This window comes from Sorangium sp. So ce385 (genome assembly GCF_051474135.1).
Taxonomy (GTDB): domain Bacteria; phylum Myxococcota_A; class Polyangia; order Polyangiales; family Polyangiaceae; genus Sorangium; species Sorangium cellulosum_D.
In genome coordinates, this window is record NZ_CP150337.1 from 6,087,094 (window position 1) to 6,101,541 (window position 14,448).

Genomic DNA, 14,448 nt, shown 5'->3' on the forward strand with positions numbered 1-14,448 from the left:
TGGGGGCGCGGCGGCCAGAGCGCCCGGAAAGACTCAGATCTCTTCGAGAATCTTGGCCTTGCGGGCCTGGAACTCCTCGTCCGTGATGAGGCCCTTGTTCTTGAGATCCGCGAGGCGCTCCAGGCGCTGCTCGATCGACGGCCCTGCAGCCGGGGCGGCCTGCGGGGCGCCCGGGTAACCCTGCTGCGGCGCACCCGGGTAGCCCTGCTGCGGCGCGCCCGGGTAGCCCTGCTGCGGCGCGCCCGGGTAGCCCTGCTGCTGCATGTGCGGCGGCACGAACTGGGGCTGCCCCTGCGCCGCGAGCGCCGGGTTCATCGCCTGCGCCAGGCCGGCGCCGATCGCCACCTGGGCGCCCAGCCCCGCGACGCCGCTGCCGTCGCCGCCCTGCGCCATGCCCTGGCCGGCCCCCATCATGGCCTGGCCGGCGGCGTAATTCTGCCAGTTGCCCGCCAGCTGCTGCACGTACCGCGCGTCCTGCTGGAACCGCTGATCGAGCTCGAACTGCTTCGCGCGGGCGGTGTCCTGCGCGACGCCGATGCCACGGCGCGCCTCGCCGCGGGCCTTGTTCGCCTCGCGGAGGAGCTTCTGGTCCTCGGCCGAGAAGTTGATGTTGAAGTTGCCGATCTCGAGGATCTTGCAGCCGATCTCCTCGAGGTTCGGCGCCGACTGCACGATGCGGGCGCCGAGCTCCATGCTCATGCCGCCGAGGTTGAGCAGGCTCTTCTGCTGCTGCGCGCAGACCTGGCCGATCACGGTCTTCACGCTCATGAAGAACTTGCCCTTGATCCAGCTCAGGACGACGTCGTTGTCGCCGCTGCCGCCGCACTGGCCGTGGTAGCCGACGACGAACCGCACCGGATCGACCACGACCAGCGAGAACTCACCGAAGATGCGCGGCGTCACGAACTCGTAGAGGATCGGGTCCTCCATCGACTCCAGCGGCCCGCCGAAGGGCACGCCGCGGACCGGCTGCGTCTTGACGAAGAAGATCTCGGCGATGAAGACGTCCCCGCCCGTGAACTTGTTGACGAGGTTGTTCAGGAACGGGATGTTCTGGGTCTGCAGGGTGTGGCGCCCCGTCGGCAGGTAACCGACGTACCGCCCGTCCTTGAAGAAGAGGGCACACTCATCGCTGTCGACGGTCAGCTGCGACCAGAAGGGGACGTTCTGGTCCGGGTGCTTGTAGACGATGAGATGCTTCGCCGCGTCCGGGCGCGCGATCATCATCTCGCGGACGCCGCTCTTCACGAAATCGAAAATCCCCATGTCGCGCTCCTCTTCGGTGTGCTGGATGTGACGGGCGTGCCGGTTCCCTGCCCCCCTGGACCTCGGGCTCGTTTTGACAGGCGGCGCGCTCGACCTGCGCTGTTCGTTCTCCGTTGACGATCGCCGCGCCTTTCAGGCACACAGCGGCCTCAGGATAATCCGCAGATCGCAGGGCAGCAATGCCCGCCGGGGAGGACCGCATGCCCGTCGCTTCGCTCGCGTCACCGGCGCAACGGACGAAACCCGCGCCGCGCGCGCCGGCGTCACCCGAGATCCCGAGGTCCGCCGCCCGGCAGGCGACGCGCTCGCCCCGCCGCCGCGCGCCCGCGGCGGCGGCGTCGGCGGGGAGGAGCGCGCGATGATCCCGCCGATCGACGCCTCCTCCCTCTCGCCGCCCGCGCAGAAGATGGCGCAGCCGGGGGCGCCGCAGAAGCTCCGCGAGATGGCCGCGCGCGGCATCGCCCCCGGGCTCAAGCCGGGCGAGGTGGTGACGCTGCTCGTGCTGCTCGCGTCGCGCGAGGACGAGCCCGCCCGCGAGACGGCGGAGAAGACGCTGTCGGCGCTCCCCGATCCGCTCCTCCAGGGCGCGCTCGGCGGGGAGCTGCAGCCGGCCGTCATCGACCGGCTGGCCCGCCTCTACGCGGACCGCCTCCCGGTCATCGAGCGGCTCTGCGCGATGCCGGGCATCGCCGCGGACACGCTGGAGGAGCTCGCGCGCACCGGGAGCGAGGCGGTGACCGAGCTCATCGCCGTGAACGAGGAGCGGCTGCTCAAGAGCCCGCGCGTCATCGAGCGGCTCTACCTCAACAAGAACACGCGGATGTCGACGGCCGACCGTCTCGTCGACCTCGCCTCCCGCAACGGGGTCGAGCTCACGGGCATCCCCGCGTGGCGCGAGGTGAGCATCGCGATCAAGGACGAGCTCATCGCCGAGCCGTCGCCGGAGCCCACGCCGGACGACGTGATGTTCGTCGAGACGCAGGCGCTCTCCGAGGCGCTCGCGGCCGACGAGCCGGTGGACACCCACGTCGAGGACGAGGAGGGGAAAGAGGAGATCAAGGCGCAGTACGTCCCGCTCTACAAGCGGCTCGCCGACATGACCATGTCGCAGCGGATCCGGCGGGCGATGCTCGGCTCGCGCGAGGAGCGCATGCTCCTCGTGCGCGACTCGAACCGCCTCGTGGCGAGCGCCGCCGTGCGCAGCCCGCAGATGCAGGAGGAGGAGGTCGTCCTCATCAGCCGCAACCGGAACATCTCGGACGAGGTGCTGCGGATCATCGCGACCACGCCGGAGTGGTTGAAGAGCTACACGGTGAAGCGGAACCTCGTGGAGAACCCGAGGACGCCGGTGCTCGTCGCGACGCGGCTGGTCCAGCACCTGCGCGAGTCGGACCTCCGGGGCATCGCGAAGAGCAAGAACGTGACCTCGCCGGTGAAGGACGCCGCGCGGCGGCACCTCGAGCGGCGCAAGAGCTGAGCGGCGAGCGGAGCGGCGCGCGAGTGGAGCGGCGCGCGAGTGGAGCGGCGCGCGAGCTGAACGGGGCACGAGTTGAGCGGGCGAGCGCTCGCGCGGCTGCCGGCGGGCGCTCGCCCCGCCGCCGGCGAAGCGCGCTCCGGGCGGCGAGCCCCCTTCCCGCCCCGACCCATGCCCCGCTAGCCTGCGCCCACGATGAGCGACCTGGTCCGCTTCGGCGTGGCGATGGATCGAGCGCTGCTGGCCGAGTTCGATCGGCGCATCACCGCGCAGGGATACGAGAACCGCTCGGAGGCGCTGCGCGACCTGGTCCGCGCCGACCTGACGCGCGCCGCGTGGGACGAGGGCGCCGAGGTGGCGGCGACGCTGACCGTCGTCTACGCGCCCGAGGTGCGGGAGCTCGTGCTGCGCATCTCCGAGCTGGAGGAGCAGCACGCGGGGTCGGTGGTCTCCAGCCTGCTGGTCCGCCTCGACGAGGGCCGGGTGCTCCAGGTCATGGTGCTGAAGGGCCGCGGCGCGGAGCTGTCCGGGCTCGCCGGGCAGCTCGCCGGGGCCAAGGGGGTCCTGTCCTGCGCGCTCACGCCGGCCGCGGCGCTCGCGGAGGCGCCGCCCGAGGCGCCGCGCCGGCCGCGGGGCTGACGCCGGGCAAGCCGGCGCCGCGCCGCTCGCCCGTGCGTGAGCGCCTCGCCGGATCCCCGGGCTACGCGTCGTCGCCGGGCGTCTCGGCCACCTTCACCGTGGTCTTCGGCGGATCGACGATGAACGTCACGAGGCGCTCCTTGGCCTCGAACTCCTGCCGGTAGATCACGGCCGAGCGCTTGTACTTGAAGGGGCCGATCCGCACGCGGTGCCACAGGCCGCGACCCTTCACGTACGCCGGCTCGACATACGCCTTGTGACCGCGCCGGCGCAGGGCCGCCGCGAAGCCCTCCGCGTCGGCGGGATCCTTGAACGAGCTCACCTGCAGCTGGTAGCCGCCCGGCCCGCCGCGCTCGGTCTCGGGCCCCTCCTCGCGGGAGACGTGGCGGGCCATCGCGGTGAGCGTGTCGTTCGGGGCGACCTCGCCCCCCGCGGGCCCGAGGACGTGCTGTGCCGGCAGCGGGACCACCGGCAGCCGATCCGCGGCGAGCGGCGGACCCGCATCGGCGGCCGGCGGCTGCGCCGACGCGGCCGCCTTGGCCGCCCGCGGGTCGCGCACGGCCTCGAGCGCCGTGGTCGGGTGCTCCGCGTCGGAGAGGATCGCGGGGAAGGTCACGTGCTCCCCGATCGTGGCGGGGCGCGGCGCCGGCTTCACGCCGGCCGGGTGCGCGCGCGCGACCAGATCGCCGAGCGGATCGGCGCTGACCGGCCTCTCGCGAGCCGGCGCGCGCAGGAGCGCCACCGCCGCGAAGACGATGCACGCCCCGCCGAGCGAGGCCAGCACCAGCGCGCCCGCGCGCGACGGGCGAGCCCCGGGATCCTCCTCCTGGATCTCCTCGAGGTTCCGCACCGCCCCGGTGTCCATGCTCTCGCCTTTGCTGCGCCTCATGCTTCCTCCTCGACCCGTCTACCCTGCCCGGCCGGGACGCGACAACTTTCGTGTCTTACTTTATCCCACATCCACCAACCAGGCCCGTTCGCTGGCTGCGCGGTCATCGACGCGCGCTGGACGGAGCGCTCGGCGGCGAGCCCGCGCCTCGGCTCGGGCCGGGCAGCCTCGCACGCGCGGCGGCCGCGGGGAAAGTTCTCGACGGGGCATCGCTGGGCCGGCGCGCTCGGGTGGGGCGAGACTCACGCCTATGCGGGAGCCTCGGGTGCCGCAGGAGCGGGATCCTCGTGAACCGCGGGAGCCTCGGGATCCCCGGGATCCACGGTAGCTACAGCGGAGATACGCTGGATTCATTGCCGGAAATAGGCGTTCGTGATGACCTCCGGCGCGAGATCGGTCGGCTCTCCGTTGCCTTGCGCCCACCGGGCCGCTCGCTCGATCAAGAGCGCCTCGTCGATGAGGCCCAGCGCCTCCGCCGGATTCCCATGGAGGCGCAGGTAGAAGGCCGGGAGTATGAACCCCATGATGCGTTCGTGGTGCGTGAGCTGCGCCAAGGATTCGCGTGCCGCGAGGAGCGCCCGTCCCACGTCGGAGAGCAGCGACCGTAGGCGCGCCCGGCGCCGCTCAAGTATACTGTTCTCGGATGAAGCGCTTGTCCTTCGACAACAGCGCCGTGTTGAAGCCCGTCGAGAATCCGTCCTCCGTCCAGCTCGCCGGGAGCGCATACCTCATGATCGAGTGCGGCTCGAAGGTCGAGTGCGCCGCCTCGGCCTCGCTGTAGGCCTCGAACATGTTGAAATCGATCGTCTCCTTGTCCCAGTCGTTGGGGGGGCCGGAGAGGTCCTCGTAAGACCTTCTCCTTGTTTCACTTGATCCCGTTCTCGGGGTGCTGGTGCTCGTGAATCAGGCCGAGCGCGTGGCCGAACTCGTGCAGGACCACGCTCTCGACGTCGGCCTGCGTGCTCTCGAGGGTCAGCCAGCCGAAATTCATCGTGGGTCTGCGGAGGTCCTTTATTTTCTTGCACGTCGTGCCGATGACAGACCACGAGCCGGGGTAGCGGAACGAGATCCGGATGTGGGTGTCGTTCGTGTCCCGCCTGAAATCGAAGGTCAGTTGGCGAGGCCAGCCCGCGGTCCACAGCCGCGCCGCCTCCGCGACCCTGTCCCATCGCTGACCGGGCGCGCGTGCTGCGGTGGGCTTTCACGACGGCCAGCGCTATGACTCCGCCCCATGGATGACCCGGGTTCCGCCGAGCCCCCTCCTCCCGGCGCTCGGCCGGCTCCTCCTGGAGCGATGAAACAAGAGGCGACGCGCGCAGGCGACGGCCCCGCGCAGAACGGCGCGGCGGGACAAGGCGCGGATGGAGGCGCGGCGCAGGCGCACGGCCACCGCGGCGGCGCCGCCGCGCTCGCGCTCGGCGCGCTCGGGGTCGTCTTCGGCGACATCGGCACGAGCCCGCTCTACGCGCTCAAGGAGTGCGTGAGCAGCGCGCACGGCGTCCCGCCCACGCCGGAGAACGTCCTCGGGCTGCTCTCGCTCATCTTCTGGTCGCTCGTGATGGTGGTCTCGGTCAAGTACGTCACCTTCATCACGCGCGCCGACAACGAGGGCGAGGGCGGCATCCTGGCCCTGCTCGCGCTGGTGCCGGAGCGGCTGCGCGCCCGCGGAACACAGGGCGTCGGGTGGGTCGCCGGGCTCGTGGTGCTCGGCGCCGCGCTCCTCTACGGCGACGGCGTCATCACGCCCGCCATCTCGGTGCTGAGCGCCATGGAGGGGCTCGCCGTGGCGACCGCCGCGCTCGAGCCGCTCGTCGTGCCGCTCACCTGCGCGATCCTCGTGGGGCTCTTCAGCGTGCAGCGCTGGGGGACGGCGCGCGTCGGCAAGATCTTCGGCCCGATCATGGCCGTCTGGTTCCTCGCGCTCGCCGCGCTCGGGCTCGCGTTCATCGCCCGAAACCCGGCGGTGCTCGCCGCGCTGAGCCCCGCGCACGCGGCGCGCTTCTTCGCCGCCCACGGCCTCCACGGGGTCGCGATCCTCGGGTCGGTCGTCCTCGTCATCACGGGCGGCGAGGCGCTCTACGCGGACATGGGGCACTTCGGGCGCCGACCGATCCGGCTCGCCTGGTACGGGCTCGCGCTGCCGGCGCTCGCGCTCAACTACTTCGGTCAGGGCGCGCTCCTCCTGCAGTCGCCCGAGGCCGCCGAGAGCCCGTTCTTCGCGATGGTGCCCAAGGGCCCCCTCACCTACGCGCTGGTCGCGCTCTCGGCCATGGCCACCGTGATCGCGTCGCAGGCGCTGATCTCCGGCGCCTACTCGCTCACCCACCAGGCGATCCAGCTCGGGTACCTGCCGCGGACCCAGGTGCTCCACACCTCGAGCACGGCCGAGGGGCAGATCTACATCCCCGCGACGAACTGGGCCCTCGCCGCCGGGTGCCTCGCGCTCGTGCTGATCTTCCGGCACTCGAGCCGGCTCGCCGCCGCCTACGGCCTCGCGGTGACCGGCACGATGGGGATCACCTCCATCGTCTACTTCGTGGTCATGCGGCACACGTGGGGCGCTCCGCTCGCCAAGGCGCTGCCGCTCCTGCTGCTCTTCCTGGCGTTCGATCTGCCGTTCCTCGGGGCCAACCTGCTCAAGTTCTTCCAGGGCGGGTACGTGCCGGTCGTCATCGCGGCGGTCCTGTTCACGATGATGGTGATCTGGAAGCGAGGGCGCGCGATCCTCACCGAGCGCTTCACGCGGGCGGTCCCGTCGATCGAGGCGTTCGTGCGCGGGCTCGACGCGTCCTGCGGCGCGCGCGTCCCGGGCACGGCCGTGTTCCTGAGCTCGCGCGCCGGCAAGACGCCGTACGTGCTCTCGCACCACCTCAAGCACAACAAGGTGCTCCACGAGACCGTGGTGCTGCTGACCGTGGTCACGGAGCACGTGCCGCGGGTCGCCGACGGGCAGAGGCTCGAGCTGACGAGCGTCGGCAAGGGGGTTCACCAGCTCATCGTCCACTCGGGCTTCATGCAGTCGACCGACGTGCCGGCCCTCCTGCGGCTGGCGGCGACGCAGCGCGGGGTGCCCATCGATTTCGCGGACGTGACGTATTATCTCGGCCGCGAGACGCTCCTCGCCACCGACAAGGGGCGCATGGGCAAGGTCGCGGAGACGATCTTCTCGGTGATGGCGCGCAACGCCGGCGCGGTGCCCGGCTACTTCCGGCTCCCGCCGGAGCGGGTGGTGGAGCTCGGCGTGCAGATCGACCTGTAGCGGCCTCGCCGCCGCCGCCGATCGCGCGGGCGCGGGCATGCTCGAGCGCCGTCGGCCTGCGCCGCCCCGCCGCCGCGCGGCGCCTCCGCGATGCTTTTGTGCGGCTGCGGCGCTAAGGATCCGCCCCCATGAAGATCCCGCCGATGGGCCGCGTCCTGCCTGCGCTCGGTCTGCTGCTCCCGGGCTGCGCTTCCGAGCCGCGCCCGCTCACGATCGAGGTCGTCCCCGGGCACGAGGCGGCCGCCTTCCAGGAGGACCCGCCCGTCGCCCGGATCGAGGTGACCGCGACGTCGGCCGAGGGGGATGTCGCCGTGTCCGCGGCCGCGGCGCCGGGCGGCGAGCTCGATTTCGGCGAGATCCCGGCGGAGCGGGCGTACACGTTCGAGGTGCGCGGCTTCGACGCGGGCGGGGCGACCGTGGTGCGCGGGCGCTCGGCGTCCGGGATCTACCTCGGCGGCCTCACCGGCGAGGTGCTGCCGCTCTTCGCCCAGCGGACCGGCGGGTGGGCGCGGCCCCCGGGCGAGCTCGCGGCGTCGCGGGTCGGCGCGCCCGGCGCGGCCCTCGCGGAGCGCTACGTGGTGCTCACCGGCGGCGACGCGGCGGACGGCGCCGCGGCGGCGGACGTCGACCCGGCGCGGCTCGACGCCTACGACCTCGCGTTGTGGGGCGGCGGCGCGTCCCGGGGCGCGCTCCCGAGGGCGGCGCGGTCGCTCGTCGTCCGGGGGAGCCTGCTGCTCACCCTGGACGGCGAGGGCGCGACCTGGACCGACGTCGTGTCGGGGCAGAGCGCCGAGGCGTCGCTGCCCGCGGGGCTCGGCTCGTTCGCGGAGGTGGCGGGCGGCCGGACCGTGGCGGCGGCGGACGGGCGCTCGTTCGTGGTGGGCGCCGCGCGCGGGGTGGAGCCGGCGGAGGCGCCGGGCGAGCCCTCGGACGCGGTGCTCGTCGTCGCCACGAACGGGGCGCTCTCGGTGGCGAGGCTCCGCCACGCGAGGGCCGGCGCGGCGGCGGTGTGGGTCGACGGCGTGGGGCTCGTGGTCGCGGGCGGCAGCGCCGAGGACGCGGACGCCGCCGGGCTGGAGGTGCTCGCCGACGGCGCGACCGCGTTCGAGCCGCGGCCGTTCCCGCCGGACGCCGTGAAGGGCGCGGGCGCCGCCGTGACGGGGCCTGGCGAGATCGTGCTGGTCGGCGGCGTGCAGGGCGGCGCCGCGGCGCCGACGCGGCGGCTCGCGCCGGGGTGCGCCGGCGCCTGCGCCGCCGCGGAGGTCGCGGGGGCCGCGGTGCCGGCGGCGATCGCGGACGTCGCGGCGTTCGCGCTGCCCGGCGGGCGCCTCCTCGCCGTGGGCGCCGAGGCCGGCGCGGGCGGCCTGACCAGGAGCTTCGTTGTCGACCTCGCGGCGGCCCAGGTCGAGGAGCTGCCGCTCCGGGAGCCGCGGCGCGGGGCGACCGTGGTGCCCGCGCCGAACGGGACGCTCGCGCTGCTCGGCGGGGTCCACGCGGAGGGGACGCCGGCGCTCACGGTCGAGACGTTCTTTCCGGAGTGAGCCGCGGGCGCGCTCGCCGGCGGCGGCGCGCCGAGAGGGCCGGAATGGATCGAGAGAGGATGCGTCGAGACCCGAATCAGAACGAGGACCCGAGCGCGCGCTTCAAGCCATTTCAGCGGAAGGGGCTGACGCTCGAGAACCGACGACCCGGCCCGCCGTGGATCTCGTCGACCAGGTCCCGACATGAGCGCGAGGAGCGCCCTGCCCGGCTCGGACTTCTGGAACGAGGCGTTCGCGATGCAGGTCGATGGCGGCCTCACCGGGCGCCGCCGTCGCCGGCCCGCTCCGCGAGCACCTTTTCGAGCACGGCGAGCCCCTTCACCGCGCGCGGGAACCCCGCGTAAACCGAGACCTGCATGATCGTCTCCACGATCTCCTCGCGCGTGCACCCGACGTTCAGCGCGTAGCGGAGGTGGTTGCCGAGCGGCACCTCCGAGTCGCCCACCGCGGCCAGGGCGGCGACGGCGGTCAGCAGCCGAGTCCGCAGGTCGAGGCCCGGACGAGCGTAGATATCGCCGAACGGATATTCGATCACGTACCGGCCGAAGTCCGGCGCCACGCCCGCATACACCTCCATGACGCGCCGGGGGGCCGCCGGGTCGAGCCGGCCGAGCACGGCCTCGCCCCGGGCGAAGCGGTCGCCTGCCGCCGCGGGCGCCGGCGACGCGGCCGGCGGCGACGCGGGGGGCGGCGACGCGGGGCGGGCCGGCCCGGTCGCGGCGCAGCCCGCGAGCGCCGCCGCGGCGAGGGCCGCCGCGGCGAGCCGTGCCGCGCGGCCGCAGCGCCCCAGGGGACGGCCGGTGCTCATCGGACCTCCCCGAGCCGAACGGCGGACGGAGAGGTGTGGATTCCCGTGACGAACCAGATCGTCTGCGCCAGTTCCATGGGACGAAGGGGCTCCTCTGCTTGCGGCGCACTTCGCCGCCGGCAGGGCGAATTCAAAGCACGCCCGGGGGCGCCGACAATGCCGGATCCTGGCGGGACCTTGCCTGATCCTGCAAGGTACGGGGCGCCGCGGCCGCCCGTGTCGCCCTGGCGCCGGATGCGAGCGCCGAGCGCGCCGCGGCGCTCGGGCCCCCCGCGGCACGCGCGAGCTCGACCTCGAGGGCGTTGCCTTCCACCGGCGCGCGCTCTACCTCGGCGTCAAGGCCCCGCTCGTCGCGCAGGGCAGCGCGAGGATCCTGGCGGGTCGTCTTCGACGCCTGCGGCGGCGCTCCGTCCTTCCAGGAGCTCCCCTGGGGCCGCTGAGAGGAGCGCGCCCGCCTCGCCCCGCCGGGCCTCGTGCTCGCGCGCCGCGGCGCGCCCAGGGGAGCCGCCGGGACGCACCGCTCCGGAATCGGGAGCTTGCGCTCGTGACACTCGATAATGCCTTCCAGAGCGGACGAGGAGCGATCCGTCTTCAGCGTGCTTGATCGTGGTCCCCGGCGGTGGGCATCGCGAGAGGCGAGGCGGCCGCCGTTGTCGTCGTTGATTAACGGGGTGTCTGGTTCGTTGGCACGCATTGACGCCCCGGCCAGCACCGGGGTATCACACGGCATGGGATTGACGAAGGACGCCATCTTCTTCGACGCCCTCGCCGAGCACGCACAGAAGAGCGTGGCCGCCAGCAAGCTCCTCCTGGAGATGCTCGACCGGATCGAGGATGCCCCGGCCATCGCGAGGAAGATCAAGGACATCGAGCACGAGGGGGACCGGATCACGCATCGCTGCCTCGCCGCGCTGCACAAGACCTGGATTACCCCCCTCGATCGGGAGGAGATCCACGCGCTGATCACCCGGCTCGACGACGTGCTCGACTTCATCGAGGCCGCCAGCGAGCGAATCGTCCTCTTCGAGATCCAGAGTGCGACGCCGGAGGCGCGCCGCCTCGCAGAGTCGCTCCTGGCCGCGTGCATCGCCATGAGCACGGCCACGAGCTCGCTCCGGGACGTGAAGGACGGCGCCCGGCTGCTCGAGCTGTGCGTCGAGATCAACCGCCACGAGAACGACGCCGACGCGCACTACCGCGTGGCCTTGGCGGCGCTCTTCAAGCAGGGCAACGACCCGCTGCTCGTGCTGAAATGGCGTGACATCTACGATCAGCTCGAGAACGCCAGCGATCGCTGCGAGGACGTCGCCAACGTCATCGAGGGCGTGGTGCTCGAGCACGCATGACGGCCGGCGCCGTCTCCGCCCTCGCCGTGGCGACCTAGGGTCCGCGCCGGATCGCGATGACGTGCCGCAGGAGGACGGGGGCGGCGTCGACTGCGGGCAGCTCCTCGGGCGGCACGTCGGCCCGCAGCGACCGCCTCGCAACGTGGGTCGGGTCGCGACCGACGCGAGCTCAACCTGGGGCGGCTCGCCCCCGGGGCGGCGCGTTCCGGCTGCGGCCGGCGGGTTGAATCCCTGCCCCACGGCGCGCAACCAACGGGCATGAGCAATCGTGATGCACTGCGGAGGTCATCCTCCGGCCTGATCTGTCTCATGAGAGGCGCTGCCTCAGCGGTCCTGGTCCTCGCCATCGCGTGTGAGCCATCGGAAGGCGCGGGGGGCCCCGGGGGTGGGCCGGGGACCGGCGGCGGCGATGCGGTGAGCAGCGTGTCTTCGGGCGGGGACGGCGGCGAGGGCGGCGGCGCTGAAGGCGGCCACGGTGGTGGCGAGGGCGGCGCCGGCGTGGGCGGCCACGGCGGCGAGGGCGGCCACGGCGCCGGCGAGGGCGGCCACGGCGGTGAAGGCGGCCACGGCGGCGAAGGTGGCCACGGCGGCGAAGGCGGCCACGGCGGCGAAGGCGGCCACGGCGGCGAAGGCGGCCACGGCGGCGAAGGTGGCCACGGCGGCGAAGGTGGCCACGGCGGCGAAGGTGGCCACGGCGGCGAAGGCGGCCACGGCGCCGGCGTGGGCGGCGCCGGCGTGGGCGGCGCCGGCGTGGGCGGCGCCGGCGAAGGCGGCCACGGCGGCGAAGGTGGCCACGGCGGCGAAGGCGGCCACGGCGAAGCGACCGGCGCGCCGCGCTGGTCCGCGCGGTTCGGCGCCGCGGGGAACGACGTGGGCTACGGCGTCGCCGTGGACGCGTCAGGCAACCTGTACGTCGCGGGGTGGTTCACCGGGACCGTCGACTTCGGGGCGGGTCCGCTCGTGAGCGCGGGCGGCGAGGACATCTTCCTCGTCAAGCTCGATCGGCTCGGCAACGTGATCTGGAGCAAGCGATTCGGGACCGACACCCATGAGCGAGGAGGCGCCGTGGCCGTCGACGCCGCCGGCGATGTCCTCCTGACCGGCTCCTACGTCGCGAGGGATCCCAGCTTCTCGGACACGCCCCCGGCGACCGTCGACCTCGGCGGCGGCCAGCTGCCTCACGCCCCCGCGCTGCGCTTCATCGAGAACACTGAGCCCCTGTTCGTCGCTAAGTTCGACGGAGACGGCGAGCACCTCTGGAGCAGGGGATATCCGCCGGTCGACGTGGCATGGGAGCCCGAGACGTACGATGTCGCCGTCGACGCGACAGGCAACGTCGCGATCCTGTACGGCTCGCTGCACGATAGCGGGCTCCCGAGCCCCGAGGGGAACAGCGCCGTCAAGGTGCTCGACGCGTCAGGCAATCAGCTCTGGGAGGCGCAGAACGACCTGGGCGACGGGATCGAGGGGAGCGTCGCGTTCGACAGCGCCGGCCACCTCGTCGTGGTCGCCTGGCGGCATGACGGCTACGGTTCCGGATGCCCCTGCGAGCAGGCCATCGTGGTGAAGAAGCACGACGGAGCCGGCGCCCTGCTCTGGAGCAACACCTTCGAGGGCGAGGACATCACGGTGTTGGGCGGCGGCTCCGCCAGCAGCGTCGCGATCGACGCGTCGGACAACATCCTCTTCTCCGGCTATGTCGCGGAGGCGATCGACCTCGGAGGAGGACCGTTGCCCCCCGCGTCGACGTTCGTGGCCAAGCTGACGCCCGCGGGCGAGCATCTGTGGAGCAGGGTCGCCCCCCACGGCGATCGCCTCGCCCTGGATCCGGGCGGCAACATCGTCGAGATATCCGACGGGGCGGCAGGCCAGGGCTTTCGCCTCACGAAGCTCGATCCAGATGCGGCGGAGCTCTGGAGTCAGGATTTCGCCGGCGCCTTCGCGCGCCACCTGACGATCCACCGCGACGGGTGGATCGCGGTGACAGGCCACCTGACCGGTACGGCCGATCTCGGCGGCGGCCCGCTCGTCTCCGCCGGCGCGACGGACGTCTTCATCGCCGCGTTCGATCCCTGAGCCAGGCTTCGGGCCCGAGCGAGCTCCGCAGCGTCCCGCAGGCGCGCGGAGCTCAAGGGCCTGGCGGGGTCTCTGGCACCCGAGCCTACGGGTAATCCACCTCGACGACGTTGCCGTACGCGTCCACCGAGATCTCGAACTCCACGCCCCCGATCACGATGTTCGCCTCGTAGGAGAGCTTGCCGTCGTGCAGCTCCTCGTCGAGCTCCACGATCCAGCCGCCCCGGGCCGCGAGGACGAGCGCCCAGTAAGCCCCCGGCGGGAGCATGTCCATCGTGATGTCGCGCTCGATCAGCGTGCCGCGGCCGTCGATCCTGAGCGCGTAGGTTCGCCGGCCTCGCTGGATGTCGGCCTCGTAGACGGCTTCCCCGATGTCCTCCTCGATCTCCATGCGCACCTCCAGGATCACCGCGCCGGCCGCCTCCTCCGCGATCGCCGCGCGCGCGCCCTCGGGGATGCTGGCCAGGGGCACGATCCAGGCCTCGATCTCGCTGGCGATGATGGCGCCCCCGGCGTCGAGCTCCACCTCGTAATAGGTGTCTCCGATCAGCAGGTCGATCTCGTAGGTCGCGCCGCCCCCGTCGATGCTCTCCTCTATCTGCAGGATTTTGAGGTTGCTCCCGAGGCTCATCAGCGCTGCATAGACGGGCGCCGGGAGCTGTTCGACCGCGATGAGCCGCTCGATGTCCTGGGTCTGGCCGGGCTTCGAGTCCTCCTGCCCGCTCGCCGCCGCGGGGCCGTGCTCATCGGCCATCGCGCTCGGGGAAGCAGCGGAGAACGCGCACAACGCACAGGCCAGGACGACGGACGTCGACGCACTCACGACAGCTTTACGCATGTTCACTGGACCCCCTCAACTACGTGCCTGCTTTATCATGACATGAAGCAGCGACGTTGGCGCGATCCATTGGACATTCTCGTGCGAAGACATCAAATGATGAGCGTCTGTGCCGGACATAGCCAGCGCATTTCGCCGAGCGCGACGCTCTCTCTTCTTCGCACCTAGACCGATGATGGATTCAAACGACGCTCGCGCCGGCGGCTCTGCGGCAGAGAAAGCGGGCCTCTGAGACGATCGCGCCAGGGACCGCGAACCTGAAAAGATTCACGTTACATCGCAGGATTTCTCTGATCCGGGAAATCTCTGAGC

Annotated in this window: 13 protein-coding genes; 6 read left to right on the forward strand and 7 right to left on the reverse strand. The window is 72.4% G+C overall.

Going from position 1 to position 14,448, the window contains the following annotated elements; all coding sequences use genetic code 11:
• Window positions 1–33 precede the first annotated feature (33 nt).
• Window positions 34–1,266: an SPFH domain-containing protein gene (locus tag WME83_RS22095; RefSeq protein ID WP_437321266.1), complete on the reverse strand. Its 1,233-nt coding sequence runs from the start codon at window positions 1,264–1,266 to the stop codon at window positions 34–36.
• Between the two features lie 358 nt (window positions 1,267–1,624).
• Here WME83_RS22095 and WME83_RS22100 point away from each other — a divergent pair, with 358 nt between their 5' ends.
• Window positions 1,625–2,743: a hypothetical protein gene (locus WME83_RS22100; RefSeq protein ID WP_437321267.1), complete on the forward strand. Its 1,119-nt coding sequence runs from the start codon at window positions 1,625–1,627 to the stop codon at window positions 2,741–2,743.
• Window positions 2,744–2,935: 192 nt separating this feature from the next.
• On the forward strand, window positions 2,936–3,379 hold the full coding sequence (gene nikR / locus WME83_RS22105) for a nickel-responsive transcriptional regulator NikR (RefSeq protein ID WP_061627294.1): 444 nt from the start codon (window positions 2,936–2,938) through the stop codon (window positions 3,377–3,379).
• 61 nt (window positions 3,380–3,440) lie between these two features.
• Here nikR and WME83_RS22110 read toward each other — a convergent pair whose 3' ends face one another.
• The 4 genes from WME83_RS22110 to WME83_RS22125 form a co-directional block, all read right to left on the reverse strand.
• A complete protein-coding gene (locus WME83_RS22110) occupies window positions 3,441–4,268 on the reverse strand; it encodes an SPOR domain-containing protein (protein ID WP_437321268.1) in 828 nt (275 codons plus the stop codon).
• Window positions 4,269–4,618: 350 nt separating this feature from the next.
• Window positions 4,619–4,792: a hypothetical protein gene (locus WME83_RS22115; protein ID WP_437321269.1), complete on the reverse strand. Its 174-nt coding sequence runs from the start codon at window positions 4,790–4,792 to the stop codon at window positions 4,619–4,621.
• Between the two features lie 100 nt (window positions 4,793–4,892).
• On the reverse strand, window positions 4,893–5,060 hold the full coding sequence (locus tag WME83_RS22120; protein WP_437321270.1) for a hypothetical protein: 168 nt from the start codon (window positions 5,058–5,060) through the stop codon (window positions 4,893–4,895).
• A 73-nt stretch (window positions 5,061–5,133) separates the two neighbouring features.
• On the reverse strand, window positions 5,134–5,259 hold the full coding sequence (locus WME83_RS22125; protein ID WP_437321271.1) for a matrixin family metalloprotease: 126 nt from the start codon (window positions 5,257–5,259) through the stop codon (window positions 5,134–5,136).
• 240 nt (window positions 5,260–5,499) lie between these two features.
• Here WME83_RS22125 and WME83_RS22130 point away from each other — a divergent pair, with 240 nt between their 5' ends.
• Entirely contained in the window at window positions 5,500–7,527 is a 2,028-nt protein-coding gene (locus WME83_RS22130) for a potassium transporter Kup (RefSeq protein ID WP_437321272.1), read from the forward strand.
• Window positions 7,528–7,655: 128 nt separating this feature from the next.
• The gene (locus WME83_RS22135) at window positions 7,656–9,068 is read left to right on the forward strand and encodes a hypothetical protein (RefSeq protein ID WP_437321273.1); all 1,413 of its coding nucleotides are present in this window, start codon (window positions 7,656–7,658) and stop codon (window positions 9,066–9,068) included.
• 256 nt (window positions 9,069–9,324) lie between these two features.
• On the opposite strand, the gene WME83_RS22140 is transcribed toward WME83_RS22135, so the two are convergent.
• The gene (locus WME83_RS22140) at window positions 9,325–9,876 is read right to left on the reverse strand and encodes a carboxymuconolactone decarboxylase family protein (RefSeq protein ID WP_437321274.1); all 552 of its coding nucleotides are present in this window, start codon (window positions 9,874–9,876) and stop codon (window positions 9,325–9,327) included.
• Between the two features lie 728 nt (window positions 9,877–10,604).
• On the opposite strand from WME83_RS22140, the gene WME83_RS22145 reads away from it, so the two are divergent.
• Together WME83_RS22145 and WME83_RS22150 are read left to right on the forward strand one after the other, a co-directional pair.
• Window positions 10,605–11,222, forward strand: a complete 618-nt coding sequence (locus WME83_RS22145) for a DUF47 domain-containing protein (protein WP_437321275.1) — start codon at window positions 10,605–10,607, stop codon at window positions 11,220–11,222.
• Window positions 11,223–11,636: 414 nt separating this feature from the next.
• Complete coding sequence (locus tag WME83_RS22150; RefSeq protein WP_437321276.1) at window positions 11,637–13,298, forward strand: SBBP repeat-containing protein; 1,662 nt, start codon at window positions 11,637–11,639, stop codon at window positions 13,296–13,298.
• 85 nt (window positions 13,299–13,383) lie between these two features.
• Here WME83_RS22150 and WME83_RS22155 read toward each other — a convergent pair whose 3' ends face one another.
• Window positions 13,384–14,052: a hypothetical protein gene (locus WME83_RS22155; protein WP_437321277.1), complete on the reverse strand. Its 669-nt coding sequence runs from the start codon at window positions 14,050–14,052 to the stop codon at window positions 13,384–13,386.
• Window positions 14,053–14,448 lie beyond the last annotated feature (396 nt).

Bases quoted from the DNA above. Each gene is read 5' to 3' on its own strand.
- WME83_RS22095 (WP_437321266.1), bottom strand. From the start codon at position 1,266: ATGGGGATTTTCGATTTCGTGAAGAGCGGCGTCCGCGAGATGATGATC.
- WME83_RS22100 (WP_437321267.1), top strand. From the start codon at position 1,625: ATGATCCCGCCGATCGACGCCTCCTCCCTCTCGCCGCCCGCGCAGAAG.
- nikR (WP_061627294.1), top strand. From the start codon at position 2,936: ATGAGCGACCTGGTCCGCTTCGGCGTGGCGATGGATCGAGCGCTGCTG.
- WME83_RS22110 (WP_437321268.1), bottom strand. From the start codon at position 4,268: ATGAGGCGCAGCAAAGGCGAGAGCATGGACACCGGGGCGGTGCGGAAC.
- WME83_RS22115 (WP_437321269.1), bottom strand. From the start codon at position 4,792: ATGGGGTTCATACTCCCGGCCTTCTACCTGCGCCTCCATGGGAATCCG.
- WME83_RS22120 (WP_437321270.1), bottom strand. From the start codon at position 5,060: ATGTTCGAGGCCTACAGCGAGGCCGAGGCGGCGCACTCGACCTTCGAG.
- WME83_RS22125 (WP_437321271.1), bottom strand. From the start codon at position 5,259: ATGAATTTCGGCTGGCTGACCCTCGAGAGCACGCAGGCCGACGTCGAG.
- WME83_RS22130 (WP_437321272.1), top strand. From the start codon at position 5,500: ATGGATGACCCGGGTTCCGCCGAGCCCCCTCCTCCCGGCGCTCGGCCG.
- WME83_RS22135 (WP_437321273.1), top strand. From the start codon at position 7,656: ATGAAGATCCCGCCGATGGGCCGCGTCCTGCCTGCGCTCGGTCTGCTG.
- WME83_RS22140 (WP_437321274.1), bottom strand. From the start codon at position 9,876: ATGAGCACCGGCCGTCCCCTGGGGCGCTGCGGCCGCGCGGCACGGCTC.
- WME83_RS22145 (WP_437321275.1), top strand. From the start codon at position 10,605: ATGGGATTGACGAAGGACGCCATCTTCTTCGACGCCCTCGCCGAGCAC.
- WME83_RS22155 (WP_437321277.1), bottom strand. From the start codon at position 14,052: ATGGCCGATGAGCACGGCCCCGCGGCGGCGAGCGGGCAGGAGGACTCG.